General features: G+C 72.9%; 15 protein-coding genes. 11 read left to right on the forward strand and 4 right to left on the reverse strand.

Features of this window, described 5'->3' with window-relative positions:
• Window positions 1-730: 730 nt before the first annotated feature.
• On the reverse strand, window positions 731-1,078 hold the full coding sequence (locus AB0M26_RS06165; protein ID WP_365255292.1) for an SCP2 sterol-binding domain-containing protein: 348 nt from the start codon (window positions 1,076-1,078) through the stop codon (window positions 731-733).
• 426 nt (window positions 1,079-1,504) lie between these two features.
• Between AB0M26_RS06165 and AB0M26_RS06170 the strand changes: the two genes are divergently transcribed.
• From AB0M26_RS06170 to AB0M26_RS06195, 6 genes are all read left to right on the forward strand, one after another.
• Window positions 1,505-1,789, forward strand: coding sequence for a hypothetical protein (locus AB0M26_RS06170; protein WP_365255828.1), 285 nt, complete (start codon window positions 1,505-1,507; stop codon window positions 1,787-1,789).
• 7 nt (window positions 1,790-1,796) lie between these two features.
• The gene (locus AB0M26_RS06175) at window positions 1,797-2,603 is read left to right on the forward strand and encodes a TlyA family RNA methyltransferase (RefSeq protein ID WP_365255295.1); all 807 of its coding nucleotides are present in this window, start codon (window positions 1,797-1,799) and stop codon (window positions 2,601-2,603) included.
• Window positions 2,600-3,505: an NAD kinase gene (locus AB0M26_RS06180; protein WP_365255298.1), complete on the forward strand. Its 906-nt coding sequence runs from the start codon at window positions 2,600-2,602 to the stop codon at window positions 3,503-3,505. Before AB0M26_RS06175 ends, AB0M26_RS06180 begins: the two co-directional genes overlap by 4 nt.
• Before the next feature lie 734 nt (window positions 3,506-4,239).
• Window positions 4,240-6,003 carry a DNA repair protein RecN gene (recN, locus tag AB0M26_RS06185; protein WP_365255831.1) on the forward strand — a complete coding sequence of 588 codons (1,764 nt, stop codon included), beginning with the start codon at window positions 4,240-4,242 and terminating at the stop codon, window positions 6,001-6,003.
• 488 nt (window positions 6,004-6,491) lie between these two features.
• Window positions 6,492-7,391 carry a hypothetical protein gene (locus tag AB0M26_RS06190; RefSeq protein WP_365255301.1) on the forward strand — a complete coding sequence of 300 codons (900 nt, stop codon included), beginning with the start codon at window positions 6,492-6,494 and terminating at the stop codon, window positions 7,389-7,391.
• 639 nt (window positions 7,392-8,030) lie between these two features.
• Complete coding sequence (locus AB0M26_RS06195) at window positions 8,031-9,191, forward strand: glycosyltransferase family 4 protein (protein WP_365255303.1); 1,161 nt, start codon at window positions 8,031-8,033, stop codon at window positions 9,189-9,191.
• Window positions 9,192-9,301: 110 nt separating this feature from the next.
• Here the strand turns inward: AB0M26_RS06195 and AB0M26_RS06200 are convergent, their stop codons facing one another.
• A complete protein-coding gene (locus AB0M26_RS06200) occupies window positions 9,302-10,942 on the reverse strand; it encodes a PucR family transcriptional regulator (protein ID WP_365255306.1) in 1,641 nt (546 codons plus the stop codon).
• A 595-nt stretch (window positions 10,943-11,537) separates the two neighbouring features.
• Window positions 11,538-12,668 carry a LacI family DNA-binding transcriptional regulator gene (locus AB0M26_RS06205; RefSeq protein ID WP_365255308.1) on the reverse strand — a complete coding sequence of 377 codons (1,131 nt, stop codon included), beginning with the start codon at window positions 12,666-12,668 and terminating at the stop codon, window positions 11,538-11,540.
• 148 nt (window positions 12,669-12,816) lie between these two features.
• Between AB0M26_RS06205 and AB0M26_RS06210 the strand changes: the two genes are divergently transcribed.
• The gene (locus tag AB0M26_RS06210) at window positions 12,817-14,049 is read left to right on the forward strand and encodes a beta-1,3-glucanase family protein (RefSeq protein WP_365255310.1); all 1,233 of its coding nucleotides are present in this window, start codon (window positions 12,817-12,819) and stop codon (window positions 14,047-14,049) included.
• Window positions 14,050-14,260: 211 nt separating this feature from the next.
• Here the strand turns inward: AB0M26_RS06210 and AB0M26_RS06215 are convergent, their stop codons facing one another.
• Window positions 14,261-16,063 carry a glycoside hydrolase family 15 protein gene (locus AB0M26_RS06215; RefSeq protein WP_365255313.1) on the reverse strand — a complete coding sequence of 601 codons (1,803 nt, stop codon included), beginning with the start codon at window positions 16,061-16,063 and terminating at the stop codon, window positions 14,261-14,263.
• 635 nt (window positions 16,064-16,698) lie between these two features.
• Here AB0M26_RS06215 and AB0M26_RS06220 point away from each other — a divergent pair.
• The 4 genes from AB0M26_RS06220 to ald all read left to right on the forward strand — a co-directional run bounded on the left by AB0M26_RS06220 (window position 16,699) and on the right by ald (window position 22,670).
• The gene (locus tag AB0M26_RS06220) at window positions 16,699-18,351 is read left to right on the forward strand and encodes a CTP synthase (RefSeq protein WP_365255316.1); all 1,653 of its coding nucleotides are present in this window, start codon (window positions 16,699-16,701) and stop codon (window positions 18,349-18,351) included.
• Between the two features lie 76 nt (window positions 18,352-18,427).
• Window positions 18,428-19,069 (forward strand): NUDIX hydrolase, encoded by a 642-nt coding sequence (locus AB0M26_RS06225; protein ID WP_365255318.1) that lies wholly within the window; start codon window positions 18,428-18,430, stop codon window positions 19,067-19,069.
• A gap of 269 nt (window positions 19,070-19,338) precedes the next feature.
• A complete protein-coding gene (locus AB0M26_RS06230; RefSeq protein WP_365255321.1) occupies window positions 19,339-21,423 on the forward strand; it encodes a tetratricopeptide repeat protein in 2,085 nt (694 codons plus the stop codon).
• Between the two features lie 131 nt (window positions 21,424-21,554).
• Window positions 21,555-22,670, forward strand: a complete 1,116-nt coding sequence (ald, locus tag AB0M26_RS06235; RefSeq protein WP_365255834.1) for an alanine dehydrogenase — start codon at window positions 21,555-21,557, stop codon at window positions 22,668-22,670.
• The last annotated feature ends 157 nt before the right edge of the window (window positions 22,671-22,827 follow it).

Raw genomic sequence — 22,827 nt, forward strand, 5'->3', positions numbered from 1 at the left:
CGGGGTCGTGCATCGTGCCGCTCACCGCTGTGGCGACGGGCGGTGGCCGGGTCGTGCATCGTGCCGCTCACCGCTGTGGCGACGGGCGGTGGCCGGGTCGTGCATCGTGCCGCTCACCGCTGTGGCGACGGGCGGTGGCCGGGCAGCCGGCGTTCGTCGCGCTCACCGCACGGCAGCTCGGCAGGCGACCCACGCGCTCCGTCGGGCCCCCACCTGCTGCCCGCCGCCCGTACGGTCGGGGCGCTACTGGTCCCCGCGGTCCGGGCGTCGCAGCGGGTCTTCGGGGCGGACCGGCGGTTGGCCTCGTGGCCGGGGGCCTGTGCGCGGATATCTGCTGTGGCTGCTGGTGACGGAGCGCATGGCGGGCGGATATGAAGGGCGTTGCGGATATGACGCGGCAGGACCGACGCGGGCCTGATCGGGCGCCGGACCAGCAGGGGCCGGAAGCAGGGCCGGACCCGCAGGGGCGGGGAAGCACAGTCTGCCTTCCCGCCACCGGATACGACGGACGTCCGACGCCGTGCCGGACGCCCTGCCCCGAGCGCCGTGCCGGAATTGGGCTGCTGCCGCAGTCGCTCATCGCTCCGGACGGTCACCGGCAGCGCCGACCTCGTGGCACGCGGCCGCTACCCGCACCAGGGGCCTGGCGCGGCAGTGGACACCGGCAACGAGCACACACCAGCAGCGAGCGGGACGACAGTAGCGGGCAGTGCGACAGCCGTGAGCCGCACTACAGCAGTGTGCGCAGCCGCATCAGGTCAAGCAGCCCAGCTTCGAGTTTGACCCTGCCCGTACCCCATGCCTTGGCGAAGTTCAGCTCCCCGTCGACCATGGCCACCAGGTCGTCGCCGGCCATCGTCAGCCGGATCTGCGCACGCTCCGGCGGAGGCCCGGGCACCGTCGTCACGTCCCTGATCCGGCCCTCCGCGAGACGGCCCATGAAGGTGATGTCCAGGTCGGTGATACGGCAGCTCAGCGAACGGTCGAGCGCGGCGGCGCTGCGCAGGTCCCCGTTCGCCCGGGCGAGATTCTCCGAGAGCCGGTCGAGTGCCAGCCGGCACTCCTCGATCGTCTTCATCGTGATCGACGGTACCTCAGAGCCTCGCTCCCCGATGACGGCTCGGTTCGGGGTAGCGTCGGGGCCATGAACGAGTCGATGCCCGGCGGGGAGCAGGCCCGGAACCGGGAATGGCTGTCGCAGGACGATCCGGCGGCGGGACGGGAGCCGGCCGCGGAGCAAGAGCGTAAGCCGGAGCCGGAGACGGCGACGGAGCAGGAGCGTACGGCCGAACCGGAGCCGGCGGCGGAACCGGAGCTCACACCCGCCGCGGGGCCGGAGCACGTGGTCGGCACCGAGCCCGCACCGGCCGTACCCGTATCCCTATCCGTACCCGTACCCGTACCCGTACCCGTTGCCGGGGCAGGGCAGGCGCCTCCCCCACCGGGGCCCGAGGACAGCCGCGATGCGCAGGCCGCCGCGGATGCGGGGGCCGACGGCGCCGGAGTGGAGTCCGGCACCGGTCCCGCGCCCCTGGGCGTCCCGCGCACCCCCACCGGGAACGCCGAGGTGGACGCTCAGCTCGAGCGGCTGGCCGACGCCGACCATCTCCCCGCGGACGGCCACATCGAGGTGTACGAGGAGGTGCACCGCGGCCTGCGCGACACGCTCACCGCACTCGACTCCCGCCCGGGCCCGCCTCCTCCGTCCGGCCCCCGCCCCCCAGGGCCTTCAGGGCCCGAGCCGTCCCGCCCTTCGCCCGTACCCGGGCCGTACGACCCCAGGAGCTGAACCGCCCGTGGCACGACGCCGACTCGATGCCGAGCTGGTGCGCAGGAAGCTGGCCCGCTCGCGGGAGCACGCGAGTCAGCTCATCGCCGCGGGAAGGGTGACCATCGGCGGCACCACCGCGACCAAGTCCGCGACCCAGGTGGAGACCAGCGCGGCCGTCGTGGTCCTGGAGGACGCCGGCGACCCCGACTACGTCTCGCGCGGAGGCCACAAGCTGGCGGGCGCGCTCGCCGCGTTCGTCCCCCTCGGCCTGAAGACGGAGGGCCGGCGCGCGCTCGACGCGGGCGCGTCGACCGGCGGGTTCACCGATGTGCTGCTGCGGGCGGGCGTCGAGCACGTCGTCGCCGTGGACGTCGGCTACGGCCAGCTCGCCTGGACTTTGCAGGGCGATGAACGCGTCACCGTCAAGGACCGTACGAACGTACGCGAGTTGACGCTCGAGCAGATCGACGGAAAGCCGGTGGGGCTGATCGTGGGGGATCTTTCGTTCATCCCGCTCGGCCTCGTGCTGCCCGCGCTGGTGCGCTGCGCCGAGCCGGACGCCGACTTCGTGCTCATGGTCAAGCCGCAGTTCGAGGTCGGTAAGGACCGGCTCGGCAGTGGCGGTGTCGTGCGCAGCCCCGAACTGCGTGCCGAGGCCGTACGCGGCGTCGCAGGAGAGGCGTCCGGGCTCGGCCTCGGGGTGCTGGGCGTCACCGCGAGTCCTCTGCCCGGCCCGTCCGGTAATGTCGAATACTTTCTCTGGCTGCGCGCCGGGGCGCCCGCCCTGGACCCGGCAGCTGTCGAACGAGCAGTGGCGGAGGGGCCGCGTTGACGAAGACCACATCAGCACGCACCGTTTTTCTGCTCGCCCACACCGGCAGGCCGTCCGCGATCCGCAGCGCAGAGCTGGTGGTGCAGGGCCTGCTGCGCTGCGGCATCGGTGTACGCGTGCTGGCCGCCGAGGCCGCGGACCTGCCGCTGCCCTCCCAGGTCGAGCAGGTCGACCCGTCCGAGGACGCGCTCGACGGCAGTGAACTGCTGGTGGTGCTGGGCGGTGACGGGACCCTGCTGCGCGGCGCGGAGCTGGCGCGCAGCTCGGGCGTGCCGATGCTCGGCGTCAACCTCGGCCGGGTCGGCTTCCTCGCCGAGGCCGAGCGCGACGATCTGGACAAGGTCGTCGACCGGGTGGTCACCCGCTCGTACGAGGTCGAGGAGCGCATGACCATCGACGTGCTGGTGCGCACCAACGGGCAGATCGTGCACCGCGACTGGGCGCTCAATGAGGCGTCGGTGGAGAAGGCCGCGCGTGAGCGGCTGCTGGAGATCGTGACCGAGGTCGACGGTCGGCCGGTCTCTCGCTTCGGCGGGGACGGCGTGGTCTGTGCGACGCCGACGGGCTCCACCGCGTATGCGTTCTCGGCCGGAGGTCCCGTCGTCTGGCCGGAGGTCGAGGCACTGCTGATGGTGCCGATCAGCGCCCACGCCCTCTTCGCCAAGCCCCTGGTCACCGCGCCGGATTCGGTGCTCGCGGTCGAGGTGCAGCCACAGACACCGCACGGTGTGCTGTGGTGCGACGGCCGTCGCACCGTCGAACTGCCGGCGGGCGCGCGGGTGGAGGTGCGGCGCGGAGCCGTCCCTGTACGGCTCGCACGTCTGCACCATGCGTCGTTCACCGACCGGCTCGTCGCCAAGTTCGCGCTGCCGGTGGCGGGTTGGCGCGGAGCGCCGCAGTAGCCGACGGACCGGACCCGACCGGGGGGTCAACCCCGGCCGGCGAGCGGTGCGTGGGCGCGGGCGAAGGCGCCGTGCCGGATTCCCCGCGGCAGCGGTGGCCGTGGCGGTCGTGGTGAGAACGGCCACGGCGGCGAGTACCAGAGCCGCGGTGGTCGTACGGCGGTGGCGTCGGTCGCCGGTGGACACGGGTGCCTCCAGGGGGGATGCGCGTGAGTGGCAGGTCAGGGGTGGTCGATGGTGCGGGTCCGCGGATGACGCCCCCACGAACGCCGCCCCGGTGAACGCCGCCCCCACGAACGCCGCCCCGGTGAACGCCGCCCCAACGAACGCCGCCCCGGTGAACGCCGGCCGGTGCGCGGGCATCCACGCCCGTGCGAGTGAAGCGCCCATGCTCCGCAACCTCCTTGATGCTTACGGGTGTTCGGGTAACGCCGCCGCTGCCGCACCTTCCGCCGGTCGCGTACTTACCGGGGGTTCGGCCGGCACGTCAGGCAGGTGGCGCCGGCCGATGGCTCAAGCGCCGTGGCCGGGGTTCGTCCGGGGCCATGGAGTGATCAACCGGCCCGCCGTGGGGGTGCCGCCCGACCGGGGTGGGGGTGTCCCCAGGGCGGACGGCGTCGCCGGAGTCCCACCGGGAGGTGTACGGACCGCACGCGCGCCCTACGGGGGGCTCTTGGGGAGGGCGTCGCGCGCTGCCCTCGGAACCTCGTAAGGTCGTGTCCGTGTTGGAGGAGATGCGGATACGGTCGCTCGGGGTCATCGACGACGCCGTCGTGGAGCTGTCGCCCGGCTTCACCGCGGTGACCGGTGAGACCGGCGCCGGCAAGACCATGGTCGTGACCAGCCTCGGGCTGCTCCTCGGCGGGCGCGCCGACCCCGGCCTGGTACGGATCGGGTCGAAGGCGGCGGTCGTCGAGGGCCGGATCACCGTCCCCGGGGACGCCGCGGCCATCGTGCGCGCCGAGGAAGCGGGCGCCGAACTCGACGACGGCGCGCTGCTCATCAGCCGTACGGTTTCCGCCGAGGGGCGGTCCCGGGCGCATCTGGGCGGGCGGACCGTACCGGTGGGGCTCCTCGCCGAGCTGGCCGACGATCTCGTCGCCGTTCATGGCCAGACCGACCAGCAGGGGCTGTTGAAGGCGGCACGGCAGCGGCAGGCCCTGGACCGCTACGCGGGTGAGGCCGTGGCGGCGCCCCTGGAGAAGTACGGGGCGGCTTACCGGCGCTTGCGGGCCGTCGCCGCCGAACTCGACGAGCTGACGGCGCGCGCCCGCGAGCGGGCGCAGGAAGCCGACCTGCTGCGGTTCGGCCTCGAGGAGATCGCGGCCGCCGAGCCCCGGCCCGACGAGGACATCGAACTCGCCGCCGAGGCGGAGCGGCTCGGCCATGCCGAGGCCCTCGCCTCGGCCGCCACCGCCGCGCACCAAGGGCTCGCGGGGAACCCCGAGGACCCGGAGAGTGTGGACGCGTCCACCCTGGTCGGCGGCGCGCACCGCGCCCTGGAGGCCGTACGCGGCCACGATCCCGCGCTCGCCGCGCTGGCCGACCGACTCGGCGAGATCGGCATCCTGCTCTCGGACGTGGCCGGTGAGCTGGCGGGCTACGCCGACGACCTCGACGCCGACCCGCTGCGCCTCGCCGCCGTGGAGGAACGCCGGGCGGCGCTCGCCCAGCTGACCCGCAAGTACGGCGAGGACATCGCGAGGGTCCTCGTCTGGTCCGAGCGGAGCGCGGCCCGCCTCGCCGAGTTGGACGGCGACGACGACCGGATCGGCGAACTCACGGCGGAGCACGACGGGCTGAGGTCCGAACTCTCCGGCCTTGCCCAGGCGTTGACGGACGCCCGGAGGGAGGCGGCACAGCGGTTCGCCGACGCCGTCACCGCCGAACTCGCCGAACTGGCCATGCCTCACGCGCGCGTGAGCATCGACATCCGGCAGACCGAGGATGCGGACGGGATCGAGGTCGACGGGCGGACCGTCGCGTTCGGCCCGACGGGCGTCGACGAGGTCGAACTGCTCCTCGTCCCGCATCCCGGCGCGCAGCCGCGGCCGATCGCCAAGGGGGCCTCGGGCGGTGAGCTGTCGCGGGTGATGCTCGCGGTGGAGGTCGTCTTCGCCGGTTCCGACCCTGTGCCGACGTATCTCTTCGACGAGGTGGACTCGGGCGTGGGCGGCAAGGCGGCGGTCGAGGTGGGACGGCGCCTGGCGCGGCTGGCCAAGTCCGCCCAGGTGGTGGTGGTGACGCACCTGCCGCAGGTCGCGGCGTTCGCGGACCGGCACCTCGTGGTCGAGAAGACCAACGACGGGTCGGTGACGCGCAGCGGCGTCAAGGCGATGGAGGGCGAGGACCGGGTCCGCGAACTGTCGCGGATGCTGGCGGGCCAGGAGGACTCGGAACTGGCCCGCGCACATGCGGAGGAGCTGCTGGAAGCGGCCCGCGCCGCGGCCGACCGCATGGCTGCGGACCGCCTGGCGGGCGAGGCGGCGCGACGGTAGGGGCGGCCGCTTACGCGCGGGCGGACTATCCGCCCGGACCAGCCCCGTCTCGTAGGCCAGCACCACGGCTTGGACGCGGTCGCGCAGGTCCAGCTCCGAGACGCGCGAGCCGGGCAGGATCTGTTGCGCGCGGTCGGGTGAGGTGCGCGCGGGGCGGGCGGAAGTTGCGTGCGGGCGGGGGTTGCCATTGCATGCGGGCCGGTCGCCGTTGCGTGCGGCGTCGGGCGTCGTCTTGGCGTGGCCGGGTCGCCGTTGCGCGTGGGAGAGCCGTCATGGACCGGGACCGGGACTTGGGCCGTGACGCGCGCGACCGGCGGCTTACGGGGGTGCGAGCGGCCGTCGCGCGCGGGTCGGGTCGTCGTATTGCCACCGTGCGCTGGGCCTCCGTGGGCTCCTCCCGCCTGCGGGAATTCCTCAACCCGCTCTGCTGGAAGGGGTGATGAGGAACTAGGGTGACGGGCGGTTCACCAGGTGAGGGGAGCAAGGCGATGGTGGCGGAGCCGGACGGCGGAATGCGGGGGCGGGCCGCGGCCCTGCTCGCCGCGGCGGGGGCGGCCCGTGCGGCCTACGCCGGGCTGCGGCGCAAAGCCCCCGGCGGCACGGAGATATGGGAGCGCCGCAACCACTCCGGCCGTGTGGTCGACCTTCATGCCGGGCCCGCCGTCACCTTCGGAACCGCCCTCGCCGTCACCACTGCGCCCACCCTCCCCGTACGGGCCCGGGCCGCCGCGGCGCTTGCCGTGCTCGCCGCCGGTGCGTGCGGCGCGTACGACGACGTGGCGGGCAGAGGTGACCACCGCCGCGGTTTCCGCGCCCATCTCGGGGCTCTTCGGGAGGGCGAGATCACCTCGGGTGCCGTCAAGCTCTTCGGGATCGGTGCGACGGGGCTTCTGGCGGGGGCTCTGCTGAAGCGGCGGGCCGCCGACCGGATCCTCGCCGGAGTCGTCATCGCGGGCAGCGCGCATCTGGCCAACCTCCTCGACGTACGTCCGGGCCGGGCCGCCAAGGCCGTGCTCGCTGCCGCGGCTCCCGGACTGCTGCTCGGCGGCGCGGCCGGGGTCCTGTCCGCCGCGCCGGTCGGCGCCGTGGCCGCCGTGCTCTGCGACGACCTCGGCGAGCGCACCATGCTCGGCGACACGGGAGCCCACGCGCTGGGCGCCGGGCTCGGGTTGGCGGTCGTGGCCGGTAATGGCCGTACGGGGCTGGTCCTGCACGCCGCCGCTGTGGTCGCAGCCGCGATCGTGGGGGACGCGGTCGGAACCGGCACGGCATGGCGGAAGTTCCCTCCCCTCCGCGTATGGGACGCGCTGGGCCGCCGCCCCGAACCCGCCTCCGTCTTCTCGCGCGGTGTCACGCCCGTACGGCCCATGGGCGGGCCCGGCCGCTGATCGGCGCGCCGCGTTGGTTTCCCTGCCGCCCTGCCGCCCTGCCGCCCTGCCGCCCTGCCGCCCTGCCGCCCCGGCGTCCTGGCGTTCAGGCGCCCTGCCGCCCTGCCGCCCTGCCGTCCTGGCGTCCTGGCGTTCAGGCGCCCTGCCATCCTGGCGCCCTGCCGTCCTGGCGCCCTGCCGTCCTGGCGTTCAGGCGTCCTGCCGTCCTGGCGTGGCGTCCTGGCGTTCAGGCGTCCTGCCGTCCTGTCGTCCTGCCGTCCTGTCGTCCTGTCGTCCTGCGGTCCGGCTTCCGGCCTACCCTTCGGGGGCCTGAGTCTTCTTCCGAGGCGTGCTTCTCCCCGTCGCCGGTCTCCGCGCTCGGCCCCGGGTGGGACCACCTCAGGGGCGCGTCCCGAAAACGGACATAGCCCCCGGTTGTTCGTACGCCGAGTCGTCGTCCGGGCATAGTTGGCCCCCGGTCGTACCCCGGTCGAGTGACCGCCCCGGCGCGCGCCGGGCCTCAGGGCACAGAAACCGCGGGGCATCCCTGCCCGCCACGGCGCCGCTGCTGGCATGCTGGGGGCGCGCGTGCGCCCGCCGTCCCGCCCGCAACACCGTCCGAACCGCCTCGCGTACGACCCGAATCAGGAGCTCCACCGCGTGAGCAGCACACCGGTCCCGCCGCTGGGGAAGCCGTCCCTGCACGTGGTCCAGGTGCTGGGGCGGGGGAGTTCGGGCAGCGGGGCGCATGTGTGTTCGCTGGCCGCGGGGCTCGTCGCCAGGGGCGTACAGGTCACCGTGTGCGCCCCATACGCGACCCAGTGCGCCTACGACTTCACGAGTGCGGGTGCCCGGTTCGTGGCCGTCGAGGCGCGCACGGACCCGGCCGCGCTCGCTGTGCTGCGGGCGGTCTGCGCGGACGCCGACCTCGTACACGCCCACGGGCTGCGTCCCGCCGTACGGTCCTCCCTGGCCCTCGGAGGCGCCCGTACGCCCCTGGTCGTCACCTGGCACACCTCGATCCACGCGGAGGGCGCGCGGGCTCATCTCGTACGCCTGACCGAGCGCCGGGCGGCACGGGCCGCGACCGTCGTGCTCGGAGCGTGCTCGGAACTGGTGGAGCGCGCAAGGGAGCGTGGGGCGCGCGACGCCAGACTCGCACCGGTCGCGGTTCCCGCACCACGAAGGAAACGGCCGACCGACGGCACGGCCGAGACCGGCGACGACGACCGGCGGAACACCAAGGCTCACGCCGAACTGGGCGCGATGGGACGGCCGTTGCTGCTCACCGTCGGCCGGCTCGAAGCCTGGCAGGGGTACGACCTGCTTCTCGACGCCGCCCGCGCGTGGCGCCGCCTGGAGCCGCAACCGCTGCTCGTCCTCGCGGGTGAGGGCCCCGAACGCGTCGGGCTGCAGCGGCGCATCGACATGGAGGACCTGCCGGTACGGCTCCTGGGCCGCCACGAGGATGTGACCGCGCTGCTGGACGCGGCCCATCTCGCCGTGCTGCCGAGCCGGTGGGAGGCCCGGTCCCTCTTCGCACAGGAGGCGCTGCGCGCCGGCGTGCCGCTGGTGGCCACAGCGGTCGGCGGTGTCCCGGAACTGGTGGGGGCGGCAGCCGAACTCGTCCCCTACGGTGACCCCGCGGTGCTCGGGCACGCCGTCGTGCGGCTGCTCGCCGACCCGCGACGGCGTGCCGAACTCGCCCTGGCGGGCCCGGAACAGGCGGCCACCTGGGCGACGGAGGACGACACGGTGGCGCAGGTACTGAGCGTCTACGACGAGCTGGTCGCCCGCCGCGGGTCAGCCTCGGGGCGCTGACGACGGTGGAACACCTGCCGTCAGCGTCTTTCGCGCGGCGAGGCGAGCCACCGTCGTCGCGACCCCCGCCTGAGCCCCCCCGGCGCCATCTCCGCACCGTCCAGGTCGGGTCAGGGGGCGTGGCGGCGGGCCTGGAGTGCGAGGTTGAGGGTGAGGACCGCCTGCGGGTCGTCGAGATCGGTCACCAGCAGGTGCGAGATACGGGCCAGACGGTCGTACAGCGTCTGGCGGTTGAGGTGCAGCTCGCGCGCGGTCTCCGCCTTGTTGCCGGCATGGGCGAGATAGGCCTCCAGCGTGGGGAGGAGCGGCGGGCGGGCCGTACGGTCGTGTGCGATGAGCGGGCCGAGCGCCCGGTCCACGAAAGCTGCCAGGTCCGGGTGGTCGCGCAGACGCCACAGCAGCAGATCGATGTCGAGGCGGCGCGCGTCGTACCACGGCCTCGGCGGCAGCCCCTGCGCGGCGGTCGCCGCCTCCGCCGCGTGCCGCAGGCCCGGGCCGGCTTGCGCCCAGTCGCCCGCGACCCCTACGACGACCGCGGGCGGCAGCACCCCGGCGCGTTCGAGCCCGGCCCGTTCGACACCGGCGCGCAGGGCGGCGGCGACACGGTCGGCCGCTGCGGACCGCTCGGACTCCGAGCGCAGACCGAGCAGCAACGGAACCCGGCCCTCCACCGGCCGTACGCCCATGAGCACCGGCAGCCCCACCGTGGTCAGCTCCTCCTGCACCGCGCGGACGAGCACCGACCAGTCGCCGGGTGGGATGAGTTCGGCGGGCAGTCGCATGACGACCGGCAGCAACAGCCCGCCGGACGGGCGGAATCCGAGGACGCGCGCCTGGTCGGGCGCGTCCTCCGCCGCCGTACGGCCTTCCGCGAGGTCGGTGAGGAAGTCGCCGCGGCCACGGGCGGCGAGTTCGTCCTCCTGCCGTGCCTGCATCAGTACGACCGCGAGCAGTCCGGCCGTACGCTCCGCCGCGATCCGGTGAACCTCGGCGAGCGGGCGGTCGACGGGGATGATCACCAGCCGGGCGCGTACGGCACCGGGGCCCGGGCCTCCGCCGGGGATGTCGACCGTGACACCGCCCGCGGGGAGTTCGGCCGAGCGCCCGGAGCGCTGCCGCCGCAGGCCGTCCCACACCTGCACCGGATCGGCGGCGGCGCTGTCGGACGACGGACCACCGGCGGCACCGGCCGCGTAGAGCAACTGCCCGTCCGGGGTCTCCAGGAACACGGGATTGCCCGCGAACTCCGCGAGCAGCCGCAGCACATCCGGAGCGCCACCGCCGCGCAGCAGCAGCTCCGTACAGCGCCGGTGCACCTCCTCGGCGCTGCGCAGCATCGCGTAGTGCCCGTTGACGATCTCGGTGTGGATCTCCTCGGTGACGGTCACGAACGGGACTTGGCGGTGCAGTTGCACGAGGGGCAGTCCGCAGGAGCGTGCCGTGTCCACGAGGGCGGCGGGGAGTTCCGTGAAGCGGCCGCCCAGCTCGACGACGAGCGCCGCGATGCCGCGCTCGGCCAGCTTGCGGATGAACGTGCGCTGGTCGGCCGGGCGGGCACCGAGGCCGAGGCCGGTGGTCAGGAGCAGTTCGCCGCCCTTGAGGAGGGAGGCGATGTCGGGTACCTCGCCCGCGTGGACCCAGCGGACCGGCCGGTCGAGCCGGTCCTCCGACGCCACGACCTCGGGGAGGCCGCGACGGAGTGCGGGCAGTTCGAGCGCCCGCCGCACCGTGATCCCGGCCTGAGCATCCATGACGCGGACGCTACCCCGCGCGCATGTGCCGCGCACAATCCCCTTGCGGCCGAGGGCCCGGGGCCAGTCGGCGATCCGCGCCGCCGCACCCCGAGCCGCCCGAAACCCGGGGCCCGCGCTGCTCGCGCTCCGCGGCGCCCGCACGGCCCCACGACGTGCCCGCACCCAGGCGCCCGCATCCGGTGCCCGCACGCGCCCGGCGGCCGCACGCGCCCGGCGGCCGCACGCGCCCGGCGGCCGCGCCCCGCGGCGACGCACAGCCCCACGCGGCGCCCGCACGCGCGACCGCATCCCGGGGTCCGCGGTGTCACGCGCTTGCCGCCTCACCCCGGCGGTCCGGGCGACCGCGCCCGACGACGCACGGCCGCACGCGGAAACCACACCCGGTGCCGCCTGCGCCGGCGCCCGCACGCGCTGTCCGCGCCCGGCGGCCGGCCCGCGCCTGGCGCCCGCCCGCGCTGTCCGCGCCCGGCGGCCGGCCCGCGCCTGGCGCCCGCCCGCGCCCGGCGGTCGCCCGCGTTCCGCGGCGCGCGATCCCGCGCCCGCATCCCGCATTCCGCGCACCGCGGTCCGCGGCGACCGCGTCCCCGTGGTCCTACGCCGAGGCGCGGATCACCAGGCGCGCTGGGGTGATCACCGGCGCGAGCGGCGTCTCCTCCGGCGACTCGGCCGTCGTACCCGTCGACGAGTCCGTCGTCACACCGGCCGTCCCCGCCGCAGCCACACCTGCTGTGGTCGCCCCCGGGGCGCCGGCGGACCCCACGCCCAGGCGGCGCAGCAGCAGGGCGGCCATCATCCGCCCCATCTCCTCGACGTCCTGATGCACGGTGGTGAGCGGCGGTTCGGCCCATGCCGCGGGCTCCATGTCGTCGTAGCCGACCACCGCCACGTCCTCGGGCACCTGCCGTCCCGCTGCCCGCAGGGCGCGCAGCGCCCCCGTGGCCATGAGGTCGGAGCCCGCGAACACCGCGTCCAGATCGGGGGTGCTCTCCAGGAGTTCGGTCATGGCGCGCTCGCCCCCCTCCGCCGTGAAATCACCGCGAGCCAGCAGTGCGGGGTCGGGCTGAGTGACGCCGAGCGCGTCGCAGTAGCCGTCGAGACGGTCGGTCGCCGAGGTCTGGTCGAGGGGGCCGGTGATGACGGCGATGCGCTTTCTGCCGTGTCCGAGGAGGTATTCGACGGCCTGGCGGGCCCCGCCGCGGTTGTCGTTGTCGACATAGAGCAGGTCGGGATCGTGGTCCGCCTCTGCCCAGCCCGGGCGGCCGCCGAAGACCGTGGGCAGCCCGGAGGCGGCGGCCATCGACGGCAGTGAGTCGTCGTTGTGCAGGGAAAACATCAGGGCGCCGTCGACATGGCCGCCCGAGAGATAGCGGCCGATCCGCGGGTAGTCCCGCGGGTGCTCGACGAGCAGCAGCAGGAGCTGGATGTCGTGCGCCGACAGTTCGCGGCTGATGCCGCGGAGCTGCTGGGCGAAGAACGGGTCGGAGAACACACGCCGCTCGGGTTCGGCGATGACGACCGCCACCGCCCCCGTACGCCGGGTGACCAGACTGCGCGCCGCGCTGTTGGGGACGTAGCCGAGATCGGCCACGGCGCGCTGCACCTTTTCGCGCACCGCGTCACGTACGCCCGCGCTGCCGTTGACCACACGCGACACAGTGGCGCGGGAAACCCCGGCGTGCGCGGCGACGGCTTCCAGCGTGGGGCGAGGTTCGGGCACGGTCAACTCCTTGTTCTTCGCGGAGGCTTGACGCTACCGCCTGTTGTCGGCAATGTGCTGGACAGGGATCTGAGAGCGCTCTCTACGACACCATGCTCTCACTCTCCCATGCCTGTCTCCTCCCGCCCCCCACCACGAAGAGGAGCGAGAAATCATGCCTACCAGCAAGCACCGCGTCGGCGCGCCCCCTATGACCCGTCGCAGGATCCTCGGGCTCGCCGCGGGAGCCGCCGCCGGGATCGGAGCCGGGGCGGTCGCCGGCTCGGACCGCGCCTCGGAAGGCCCCGCGCGCACGGCACGCCCAGCCGGGCGGACGGACGCGCGCGTCGCCGAGGGCCTGCCGCTCACCGTCGCCAACAGGACGGGGGAGTTCGCGAATACATCGATATGGCTCTACATCGTCGGCAACGACGGACATCAGCAGGTCCGGGTCACGCCCGACGGCGAGCTGAAGCCCGTCGCGCTCTCCGACAACGGCTCCGACGGCTTCACCGACTACGCCGTCCCTCTCTCCGGCAGCGGCGACACCACACTCACGCTGCCGCCCATGTCCGGCCGGATCTACGCCGCGCTCGGCGACAAGCTGAAGCTCAAGGCCGTCGAGGACGGGGACGGCGAACCGGCACTCGCCTACCCCGCGGGCTGGGTGGAGTCCGACCCCAACCACCCCGTGCTGCACGACTGCGCGGAGTTCACGTTCAACGACCGCGGCATGTTCTGCAACACCACCATGGTCGACATGTTCAGCGTCCCCATGGCCATCCGGCTCACCGGGGCCGAGGACCGGACGACCGGCACCCTCAAGAGCGGCGGGCGCGCCCGGATCTTCTCCGACGTCGGCGCCCAGGAGGCCTTCTCCCGGCTCGTCATCGACGACCGGCGCGTCATCGCCCCCGGCCACGGACTGGACGCCGGGCTCTTCGCGGAGGACCACTTCGCGTCGTACATCGACAAGGTGTGGAGCATGTACGAGTCCAAGGACCTCACCGTCACCACCAACGCGGGGACCTTCACCGGCCGGGTCAGCGGCGGGAAGCTGGCCTTCGCGGGACCGGGCTCCGTCTCCTTCGCCAAGCCGTCGACACGTGACGTGCTCTTCTGCGACGGCGCGCTGGCGGCCCCCAACGACCCGGTCGTGGGGCCCGTCGCCGCGATCCTCGGTGCCTCGTTCAACCGCACCACGCTGCACGATCAGGCCGCCCAGCCGACCACCGACCCCGCCCGCTTCTACGGGACGGACTCGGCCCACCACTACGCGAAGGCGATGCACGCGGCATCGGAGGACGGCAAGGCGTACGGCTTCGCATTCGACGACGTGGGGGGCTTCGCCTCGTACATCGAGGACGGCGCACCCGTGAGCATGACGCTCACGCTGACGCCGTTCTGAACTCCGATCGGTTCCGCCCGATCCGTCCGCCCGATCCGTCCGGCGGTCCGTCCCGTCCGAACCGTTTCGGCGGCGCTCGCCGAGTGGTCGCCCATCTCGCCGTCGTGGCGGGAGCCGCGGAACTCCTCCCGCCACGACAGCGGAACGACAGCGGAACGACAGCGGAACGACGGCGCCACGACGGCGGGATGCGACCGTGCGCGGTCCGGGCTCAGCCCCCGTACGCGCCCGAGGCCGTCAGCCGCAGCGCGGTGTCGATCAATGGCACGTGGCTGAACGCCTGCGGGAAGTTCCCGACCTGGCGCTGCAGCCGCGGGTCCCACTCCTCCGCGAGCAGCCCCAGGTCGTTCCGCAGTGACAGCAGCTTCTCGAAGAGCTTCCGGGCCTCGTCCACCCGGCCGATCATGGCCAGGTCGTCGGCGAGCCAGAACGAGCAGGCGAGGAAGGCGCCTTCGTCACCTTCCAGGCCATCCACGCCTTTCTCGTCGCCCTGGGTCGGGTAGCGCAGCAGGAAGCCGTCCTCGGTGCCGAGCTCGCGCTGGATCGCCTCGATGGTGCCGATGACGCGCTTGTCGTCCGGCGGCAGGAAGCCCATCTGCGGGATGAGCAGCAGCGAGGCGTCCAGCTCCTTGGAGCCGTAGTACTGCGTGAAGGTGTTGCGCTCCTTGTCGTACCCCTTCTCGCACACCGTGCGGTGGATCTCGTCGCGCAGCTCGCGCCACCGCTCCAGGGGCCCGTCCACGTCGCCGGACTCGATCAGTTTCACCGTGCGGTCCACCGCGACCCAGGCCATGACCTTGGAGTGGACGAAGTGGCGGCGCGGTCCGCGGACCTCCCAGATGCCCTCGTCCGGCTCATTCCAGTGGTCCTCCAGGTACTGGATGAGCTTGAGCTGGAGGAGCGAGGCGTAGTCGTTGCGCGCCAGGCCCGTCATGTGGGCCAGGTGCAACGCCTCGGTGACCTCTCCGTAGACATCGAGCTGGAGCTGGCCCGCCGCACCGTTGCCGACCCGGACCGGCCGCGAGTTCTCGTAGCCGGGCAGCCAGTGCAGCTCGGTCTCGCCCAGCTCCCGCTCGCCCGCGATCCCGTACATGATCTGCAGGTTCTCGGGGTCGCCCGCGACCGCGCGGAGCAGCCACTCGCGCCAGGCGCGGGCCTCCTCGCGGTAACCGGTGCGCAGCAGCGACGACAGGGTGATCGCCGCGTCGCGGAGCCAGGTGAAGCGGTAGTCCCAGTTGCGGCAGCCGCCGAGGTCCTCGGGCAGCGAGGTCGTCGGCGCCGCGACAATGCCTCCGGTCGGCCCGTACGTCAGTGCCTTGAGCGTGATCAGCGAGCGCACGACCGCGTCCCGGTACGGGCCGTGGTAGGTGCACTGCTCGACCCACTCCCGCCAGAACTCCTCGGTCGCCTCCAGCGACGCCTCGGGCTCGGGCAGCGGGGGCGGCTCCTTGTGCGAGGGCTGCCAGCTGATGGTGAAGGCGATCCGCTCACCCGGGGAGATCGTGAAGTCCGAGTACGTGGTCAGGTTCTCGCCGTGCGTCTCGACCGGGGTGTCCAGCCACACCGAGTCGGGGCCGGCGACCGCGACGGTCCGCCCGTCGATCCTGTGCACCCACGGCACGACCCAGCCGTAGGAGAAGCGCATCCGCAGGGCCGACCGCATCGGCACGCGCCCGCTGACGCCCTCGACGATCCGGATGAGCTGAGGTGCGCCGTCACGCGGCGGCATGAAGTCGATCACCCGCACCGTGCCGCGCGGGGTGTCCCACTCCGACTCCAGCACGAGGGAGTCGCCCTGGTAGCGGCGGCGGTCCGCGGCGGGGGGCTCGGTGCCCTCCTTGTGCGCCGGGCCGAGTCTCCAGAAGCCGTGCTCGTCCGTGCCGAGCAGACCCGCAAAGATCGAATGCGAGTCGAAGCGCGGGAGGCACAGCCAGTCGGCCGTGCCGTCCCTGCAGACGAGGGCGGCGGTCTGCATGTCTCCGATGAGAGCGTAATCCTCGATACGCCCGGCCACGTGCATCTCCAGTCGAACGGCTGGGCGCCCCTCAGGGCGTCTTGCGGTCAGGGGAACTGTGACGAGCTCATGCTCCGGGGGGTGGGCGGGGGTGGTGCCGTACCGGCTCGCTCGCTGATGTGTCCGAGCAGGATACGACGCCCGGTAGTGATCTGTGCGACCGTCCCGGCAAGCTGCCTGAGCCTGTCGAGTGAGCCGCATCCGGGGCCCGGCCGGAGGCCCGTCCCGTACCGTAACCGCAGCACCGTCGGGTCGCGTAACCGCAGGCCCGCCCGGCACCGCAACCGCAGGCCCGCCCCGCGCCGCGATCGCAGGCCCGCCCCGTACCGCAACCGCACCGCCGCCGGGTCAGGGAACCGCGGGCCGGTCCCGTACCGGAGGACGCCGGGCAGGAACCCTTCCGGTGGCCGCGCCACGCGCCCGGAACCGGAAACCGGAGCGGACTGGCCTGAAGCGGTCTCCCGTTGTCGCTGATACCCTGGTAGCCCGTGGACCGGTGGGGCCCACCCCTGGTGAAGGCACCCCCGAACCGCAGCGACGGCATCCCCTCGGCACCACTCAGGACCAGGGTACGGCCGGCCCGCACTTCACGACGCGACCACGGGAGCCCCCTCTTGGCACTGCCGCCGAAATCCATGACGACCAGGCACCTCTTCGTCACCGGGGGTGTCGCCTCATCGCTCGGCAAGGGGCTCACCGCCTCCAGCCTGGGTGCGCTGCTCAAGGCGCGGGGCCTGCGGGTCACCATGCAGAAGCTCGATCCGTACCTCAACGTCGATCCTGGCACGATGAACCCGTTCCAGCACGGTGAGGTCTTCGTCACCAACGACGGCGCCGAGACGGATCTTGACATCGGGCACTACGAGCGCTTCCTCGACGTCGATCTCGACGGCTCGGCGAACGTGACCACCGGGCAGGTCTACTCGACGGTGATCGCCAAGGAGCGGCGCGGTGAGTACCTGGGCGACACCGTGCAGGTCATCCCGCACATCACCAACGAGATCAAGCACCGCATCCGCCGGATGGCGACCGAGGACGTGGACGTCGTCATCACCGAGGTCGGCGGCACGGTCGGCGACATCGAGTCGCTGCCCTTCCTCGAGGCCGTGCGGCAGGTCCGCCACGAGGTGGGGCGGGACAACGTCTTCTTCGTCCACGTCTCCCTCCTCCCGTACATCGGTCCGTCGGGCGAGCTCAAGACCAAGCCGACCCAGCACTCCGTCGCGGCGCTCCGCAACATCGGTATCCAGCCGGATGCCATTGTCCTGCGGGCGGATCGGGAAGTTCCCCAGTCCATCAAGCGCAAGATCTCTCTTATGTGCGACGTCGACGAGGCCGCCGTGGTTGCCGCGATCGACGCAAAGTCGATCTACGACATCCCCAAGGTGCTCCACGGGGAGGGCCTGGACGCGTACGTCGTGCGCCGTCTCGACCTGCCGTTCCGCGACGTCGACTGGACGCAGTGGGACGACCTGCTCCGCCGCGTCCACGAGCCCGAGCACGACATCACCCTCGCGCTGGTCGGCAAGTACATCGACCTGCCCGACGCCTATCTGTCGGTGACCGAGGCGCTGCGCGCGGGCGGCTTCGCCAACAACGCCCGCGTCAAGATCAAGTGGGTGACCTCCGACGACTGCCGGACGCCCGCCGGTGCCAAGCGGCAACTGGCCGACGTCGACGCGATCTGCATCCCCGGAGGCTTCGGCGAGCGCGGAGTCGACGGCAAGGTTTCGGCCATCACCTACGCCCGCGAGAACAGGATCCCGCTGCTCGGCCTCTGCCTGGGCCTGCAGTGCATCGTCGTCGAGGCCGCGCGGAACCTGGCCGGCATCACCGATGCCAACTCCACCGAATTCGACGCCTCCACCGCCCACCCCGTGATCTCCACCATGGCCGAGCAACTCGACATCGTCGCGGGCGAGGGCGACATGGGCGGCACGATGCGCCTGGGCATGTACCCGGCCAAGCTCGCCGAAGGCTCCATCGTTCGCGAGGTCTACGGCGACCAGCCCTACGTCGAGGAGCGCCACCGCCACCGCTACGAGGTCAACAACATCTACCGCGTCGAACTCGAGAAGAACGGCCTGGTCTTCTCCGGCACCTCGCCCGACAACAAGCTGGTGGAGTACGTGGAGTACCCGCGCGACGTCCACCCCTACCTCGTCGGCACCCAGGCGCACCCCGAGCTGCGCTCCCGCCCCACCCGCCCGCACCCCCTCTTCGCGGGCCTGGTGAAAGCGGCGGTCGAGCGGCAGAAGTCGACGCGGAAGCAGAGCACGCAGGTCTGACCGATACGGTGGGCAGGGGTACGGCCACGCAGCATCCGTACCCCGCACCATCGTTTCCCCGGAGGTCTCCCAGCTCATGGGCCAGCACAGCGAGCGCCTGCGCGACACGGCGGAGGAGTGGACGGTCGTCGACACCGCCACCCCGTTCACCGGCAACAAGACCAGCGTCCGCACGGACCGCGTCGTCATGCCGGACGGCACGGTCGTGGCGCGCGACTACCAGGTCCACCCGGGCTCGGTGGCGGTCCTCGCCCTCGACGACACCGGCCGCGTACTCGTCCTGCGCCAGTACCGCCACCCGGTGCGCCAGAAGCTCTGGGAGATCCCCGCGGGGCTGCTCGACGTCCCCGGCGAGAACCCGCTCCACGCGGCGCAGCGCGAGCTGTACGAGGAAGCCCACGTCAAGGCGGAGGACTGGCGGGTCCTCACCGACGTCTACACCTCGCCCGGCGGTTGCGACGAGTCCGTGCGGGTCTTCCTCGCCCGGAGTCTCTCCGAGGCCCGGGGCGCGCGCTTCGAGCCCGAAGAGGAGGAAGCGGTCATGGAGCACGCCCGGGTGCCGCTCCAGGACCTCGTACGCGGCGTGCTGGCGGGCGATTTGCACAACAACTGCCTTGTCGTGGGCGTCCTCTCGCTGACTGCGGCCCTCGCGGGCGACGGTCTCGACGCGCTGCGCCCGGCGGACGCGCCCTGGCCGGCCCGCCCGTTCGAGGCGTAGCCGACCCGCTGCCCGTACCGGCACCGGCAGGTTGCCGTCAGGTCGGCAGCGGTACGAACCGGCCCGCCGCGGCCGCGATGATCCGATGCGGTGATCTTCGGGCGCCCCAACCGCCCTGCTCCGCACGGCCCGTCGTGTCATCTGAACTACGCTCGGATCCTTCCCGTCCGCAGCCGCGGCGGGCCGGTGCGCGGGCACGGGGCGGCTCTTGAGCCCCCGGCCGCGCCGGGGATACCCCGCCCCGTAGGCAGGGGAAGGGAGCGTGGCCCGTGTCGGATCAGGTACTGGATCCGGGCGGCCGCGCGCAGAGCCCCCCGGGCCGGGCCCCCGGCGGCGCGGCGCGGCCGGCCGGTGACCCCGCCTTCCACGGCCGTGCCCGCGAGCTCAAGGCGCTGCGCGAGGACATCGCCCGGGCCGGGCTCGACACCCTCTCCGGACGCAAGTCCGCCCGCGCGCGCGTTCTGCTCATCGCGGGCGGTCCGGGCTCGGGACGGACCGCGCTCGCCGAGGAGTTCGCCCGGCAGGTGGCGGACGACTACCCCGACGGTGTGCTGCGTGCCCGGCTCACCCGGCCCGGCGGCCGTACCGTGCCCACAGCGCGTACGGCCCGCGACCTCCTCGCGGCACTCGGCACCTCCGGCGCTCCCGGTTCGGACGAGGAGGAGCTGACGGCGGCGCTGCGAAAGGCCCTGTCCGGGCGGCGGTTCGTGCTGCTCCTCGACGACGCGGCGGACCCCGAGCAGGTGCATGCGCTGATCCCCGACGAGCACGACTGCCTGGTCCTCGCCACCTCCGAGGGGCCCCTGACGGGGGTGCCCGACGTACGGCCCTGCGCGCTGGGCGGTCTCGACACCGCCGCAGCCGTGGAAGTCCTCGCCCACCATGCCGGCGGCCGCACCCGATTCACCGTCGACCCCGTCGCCGCACGCTCGCTCGTGGAGGAGTGCGCGGGCCGGCCCGCCGCCCTCGTCCTCGCCGGTGGCTGGCTCGCCTCGCGGCCCAAGGCCTCGGTCGCCGATCTGGCCCGGCGGCTCCATGCGCTGCCGCCGGGGGAGGAGCACGCCCAGGGGCTGCGCGCCCTGGCCCGCGCCTTCCGTCTGGTCCACGAGGAACTGCCCCCGCCCGCCCACCGGATGCTGCGCCTGCTGGTACTGGCTCCCGCGGGCTGTGTCGACGCGCACATCGCTTCCGCGCTGGCCGGGTGCTCGGTCACGGCCGCGCAGGGCACCCTCGACCTCTTCGCCGCGCAGGGGCTGCTGCGGAGCGCCGAGGGGCCACGGCACGGTCTGCCGGAGTACGCCGTGCCGGGCTGCCTCGCCCCCTTCCTCGTCGCGCTGCTCCAGGACCGGGACAAACCCTCCGAAGTGCTGCTGGCCCGCGCCCGGATGCTGGAGCGGACCGTACGACAACTCCAGGCCTGCCGGGCGACCGCCGAACCCGTGGACTCTCCCGCCCGCAAGCGGCTGGCCGGGCTGCCCAAGGCCCTGCGCTTCCCCACCCGGGAGGCGGCCGCTGAGTGGCTCGACTCGCGGCTGCCGATGCTGCTGGCCGCCGCCGTGCTCGCGGTCGAGGACGGTGAACTGGACACCCAGGCACGGCGGCTGGTCTCCGCGCTCGTACGGGCTCTGATCGCGCACCGGGGCGAGGAGGCCGCGGCCCCCGAGCTGTATCCCCTGCACGAGCTGGTGCTGGGCGTCGTTGTGCGGCGGGATCTGAAGCTGGAGCAGGCCGCCGCGCTGCTCAACCTGGCCGATCTGGACACCCGAGCGGGCCGCCCCCGTACCGCCCTGGCCCGCTACCGGCGCGCCCTGGATGCGGCACGGTCCGCCGGGGACCCGCTGCTCACCGTGCGCGCTCTGGAGTCCCTCGGCGGCACGTACCAGGAGCTGGAGGACTGGGAGCGGGCCGCGGACTGGTACGGCCGGGCCCTGTCCGTACGGCTCGCACGCAACGAACCGGCCGAGCAGGCGCGTCTCTACGGACGGCTGGGCGCCGTGCACTGCTACGCCGGGAGTTGGGGCGAGGCGATGCGGAACTGGCGCGCCGCGGCGGCCGGCTACCGCCGAATGCGCGACGACCGGGGCCATGCGCGGGCCCTGGGTGAGATGGCCCGGGTGCAGGAGTACGCGGGCCGGCCCGAGGAGTCCCTGCGCACGTGCGAGGAGGCCCTGTCCTGCGCGATGCGCGCCGGGGACCGCCGGCTCCAGGCGGCACTGCAGATGCGCATGGCGGACACCTTGGACCGCCTCGGCGACCCGGCGGCCGCCCGGATACGGCGAGGTGCCGCAGACAGGCTGCTCAGCGACACGCCGGGAGTCGCCTACGAAATCCGTAGCAGTCTGCCTAAAGATTAATGCTTTGAAAGGCTAGACAGCGCGACATCCTTCAATAGACTGGTTGCGCCGCACCGAGTGGCGGTGACATCCCGTATGCAACCGCATGCTGGGGTTTGTACCCAATCCCACATTCAAGGACCGTGATCGACGTGAAGGTCGGCATCCCCCGCGAGGTCAAGAACAACGAGTTCCGGGTGGCCATCACCCCCGCCGGCGCGCTCGAACTCGTCCGAAGTGGCCACCAGGTCTTCGTTGAGCAGGGCGCCGGCCTGGGCTCATCCATCCCCGACGAGGAGTACATCTCCGCCGGAGCGAACATCCTCCCCACCGCCGACGAGGTCTGGGCCACCGCCGACCTGCTCCTCAAGGTGAAGGAGCCCATCGCGGAGGAGTACCACCGCCTTCGCAAGGACCAGACGCTCTTCACGTATCTGCACCTGGCCGCCTCGCGCGAGTGCACGGACGCGCTGCTGGAGTCCGGCACCACGTCCATCGCCTACGAGACGGTGGAGACCGCGAACCGCGCACTGCCGCTGCTCGCCCCGATGTCCGAGGTCGCGGGCCGTATCGCCCCGCAGGTCGGCGCGTACCACCTGATGCGCTCGGCCGGCGGCCGTGGCGTGCTGCCCGGTGGCGTCCCCGGTGTCGCACCGGCCAAGGCCGTCGTCATCGGCGGTGGTGTCTCCGGCTGGGAGGCAGCGCAGATCGCCATCGGGATGGGCTTCCGCGTCACGCTGCTCGACAAGAACATCAACAAGCTGCGCGAGGCCGACAAGATCTTCGGCCCCAAGGTGCAGACGATCGTCTCCAACGCCCTGGAGCTGGAGAAGGCCGTTCTCGACGCCGACCTCGTCATCGGCGCGGTGCTGATCCCGGGTGCAAAGGCCCCGAAGCTGGTCACCAACGAGCTCGTGTCCCGGATGAAGCCGGGAAGTGTGCTTGTCGACATTGCGATCGACCAGGGCGGCTGCTTCGAGGACTCGCGTCCCACCACGCACGCCGAGCCGACCTTCCAGGTCCACAACTCGGTCTTCTACTGCGTCGCCAACATGCCGGGCGCGGTGCCCAACACCTCGACGTACGCGCTGACCAACGCCACGCTGCCGTACATCGTCGAGCTGGCCAATCGTGGCTGGGTGGAGGCCCTGCGCCGCGATGCCGCGCTCGCCAAGGGCCTCAACACCCATGAAGGACAGGTCGTCTACGGCCCGGTCGCCGAGGCGCACGGTCTGGAGTCCGTGGAGCTGAGCACGCTCCTCGGCTGAGTATTCGGGGAGTCACCCGAGAGGGTGTCAACACCCGCCGTCAACATCGTCAACACCGCGCATCCGGCCGGGCCTTGTCGACCAGGGCCCGGCCGCATGCGTGCCGGTGTTTCCCGTACGTCCTTTCAACTCGCCGCAATTGCAACCCATTAACCGG

The sequence above is a fragment of the Streptomyces sp. NPDC051776 genome (assembly GCF_040681345.1).
Lineage (GTDB): Bacteria > Actinomycetota > Actinomycetes > Streptomycetales > Streptomycetaceae > Streptomyces.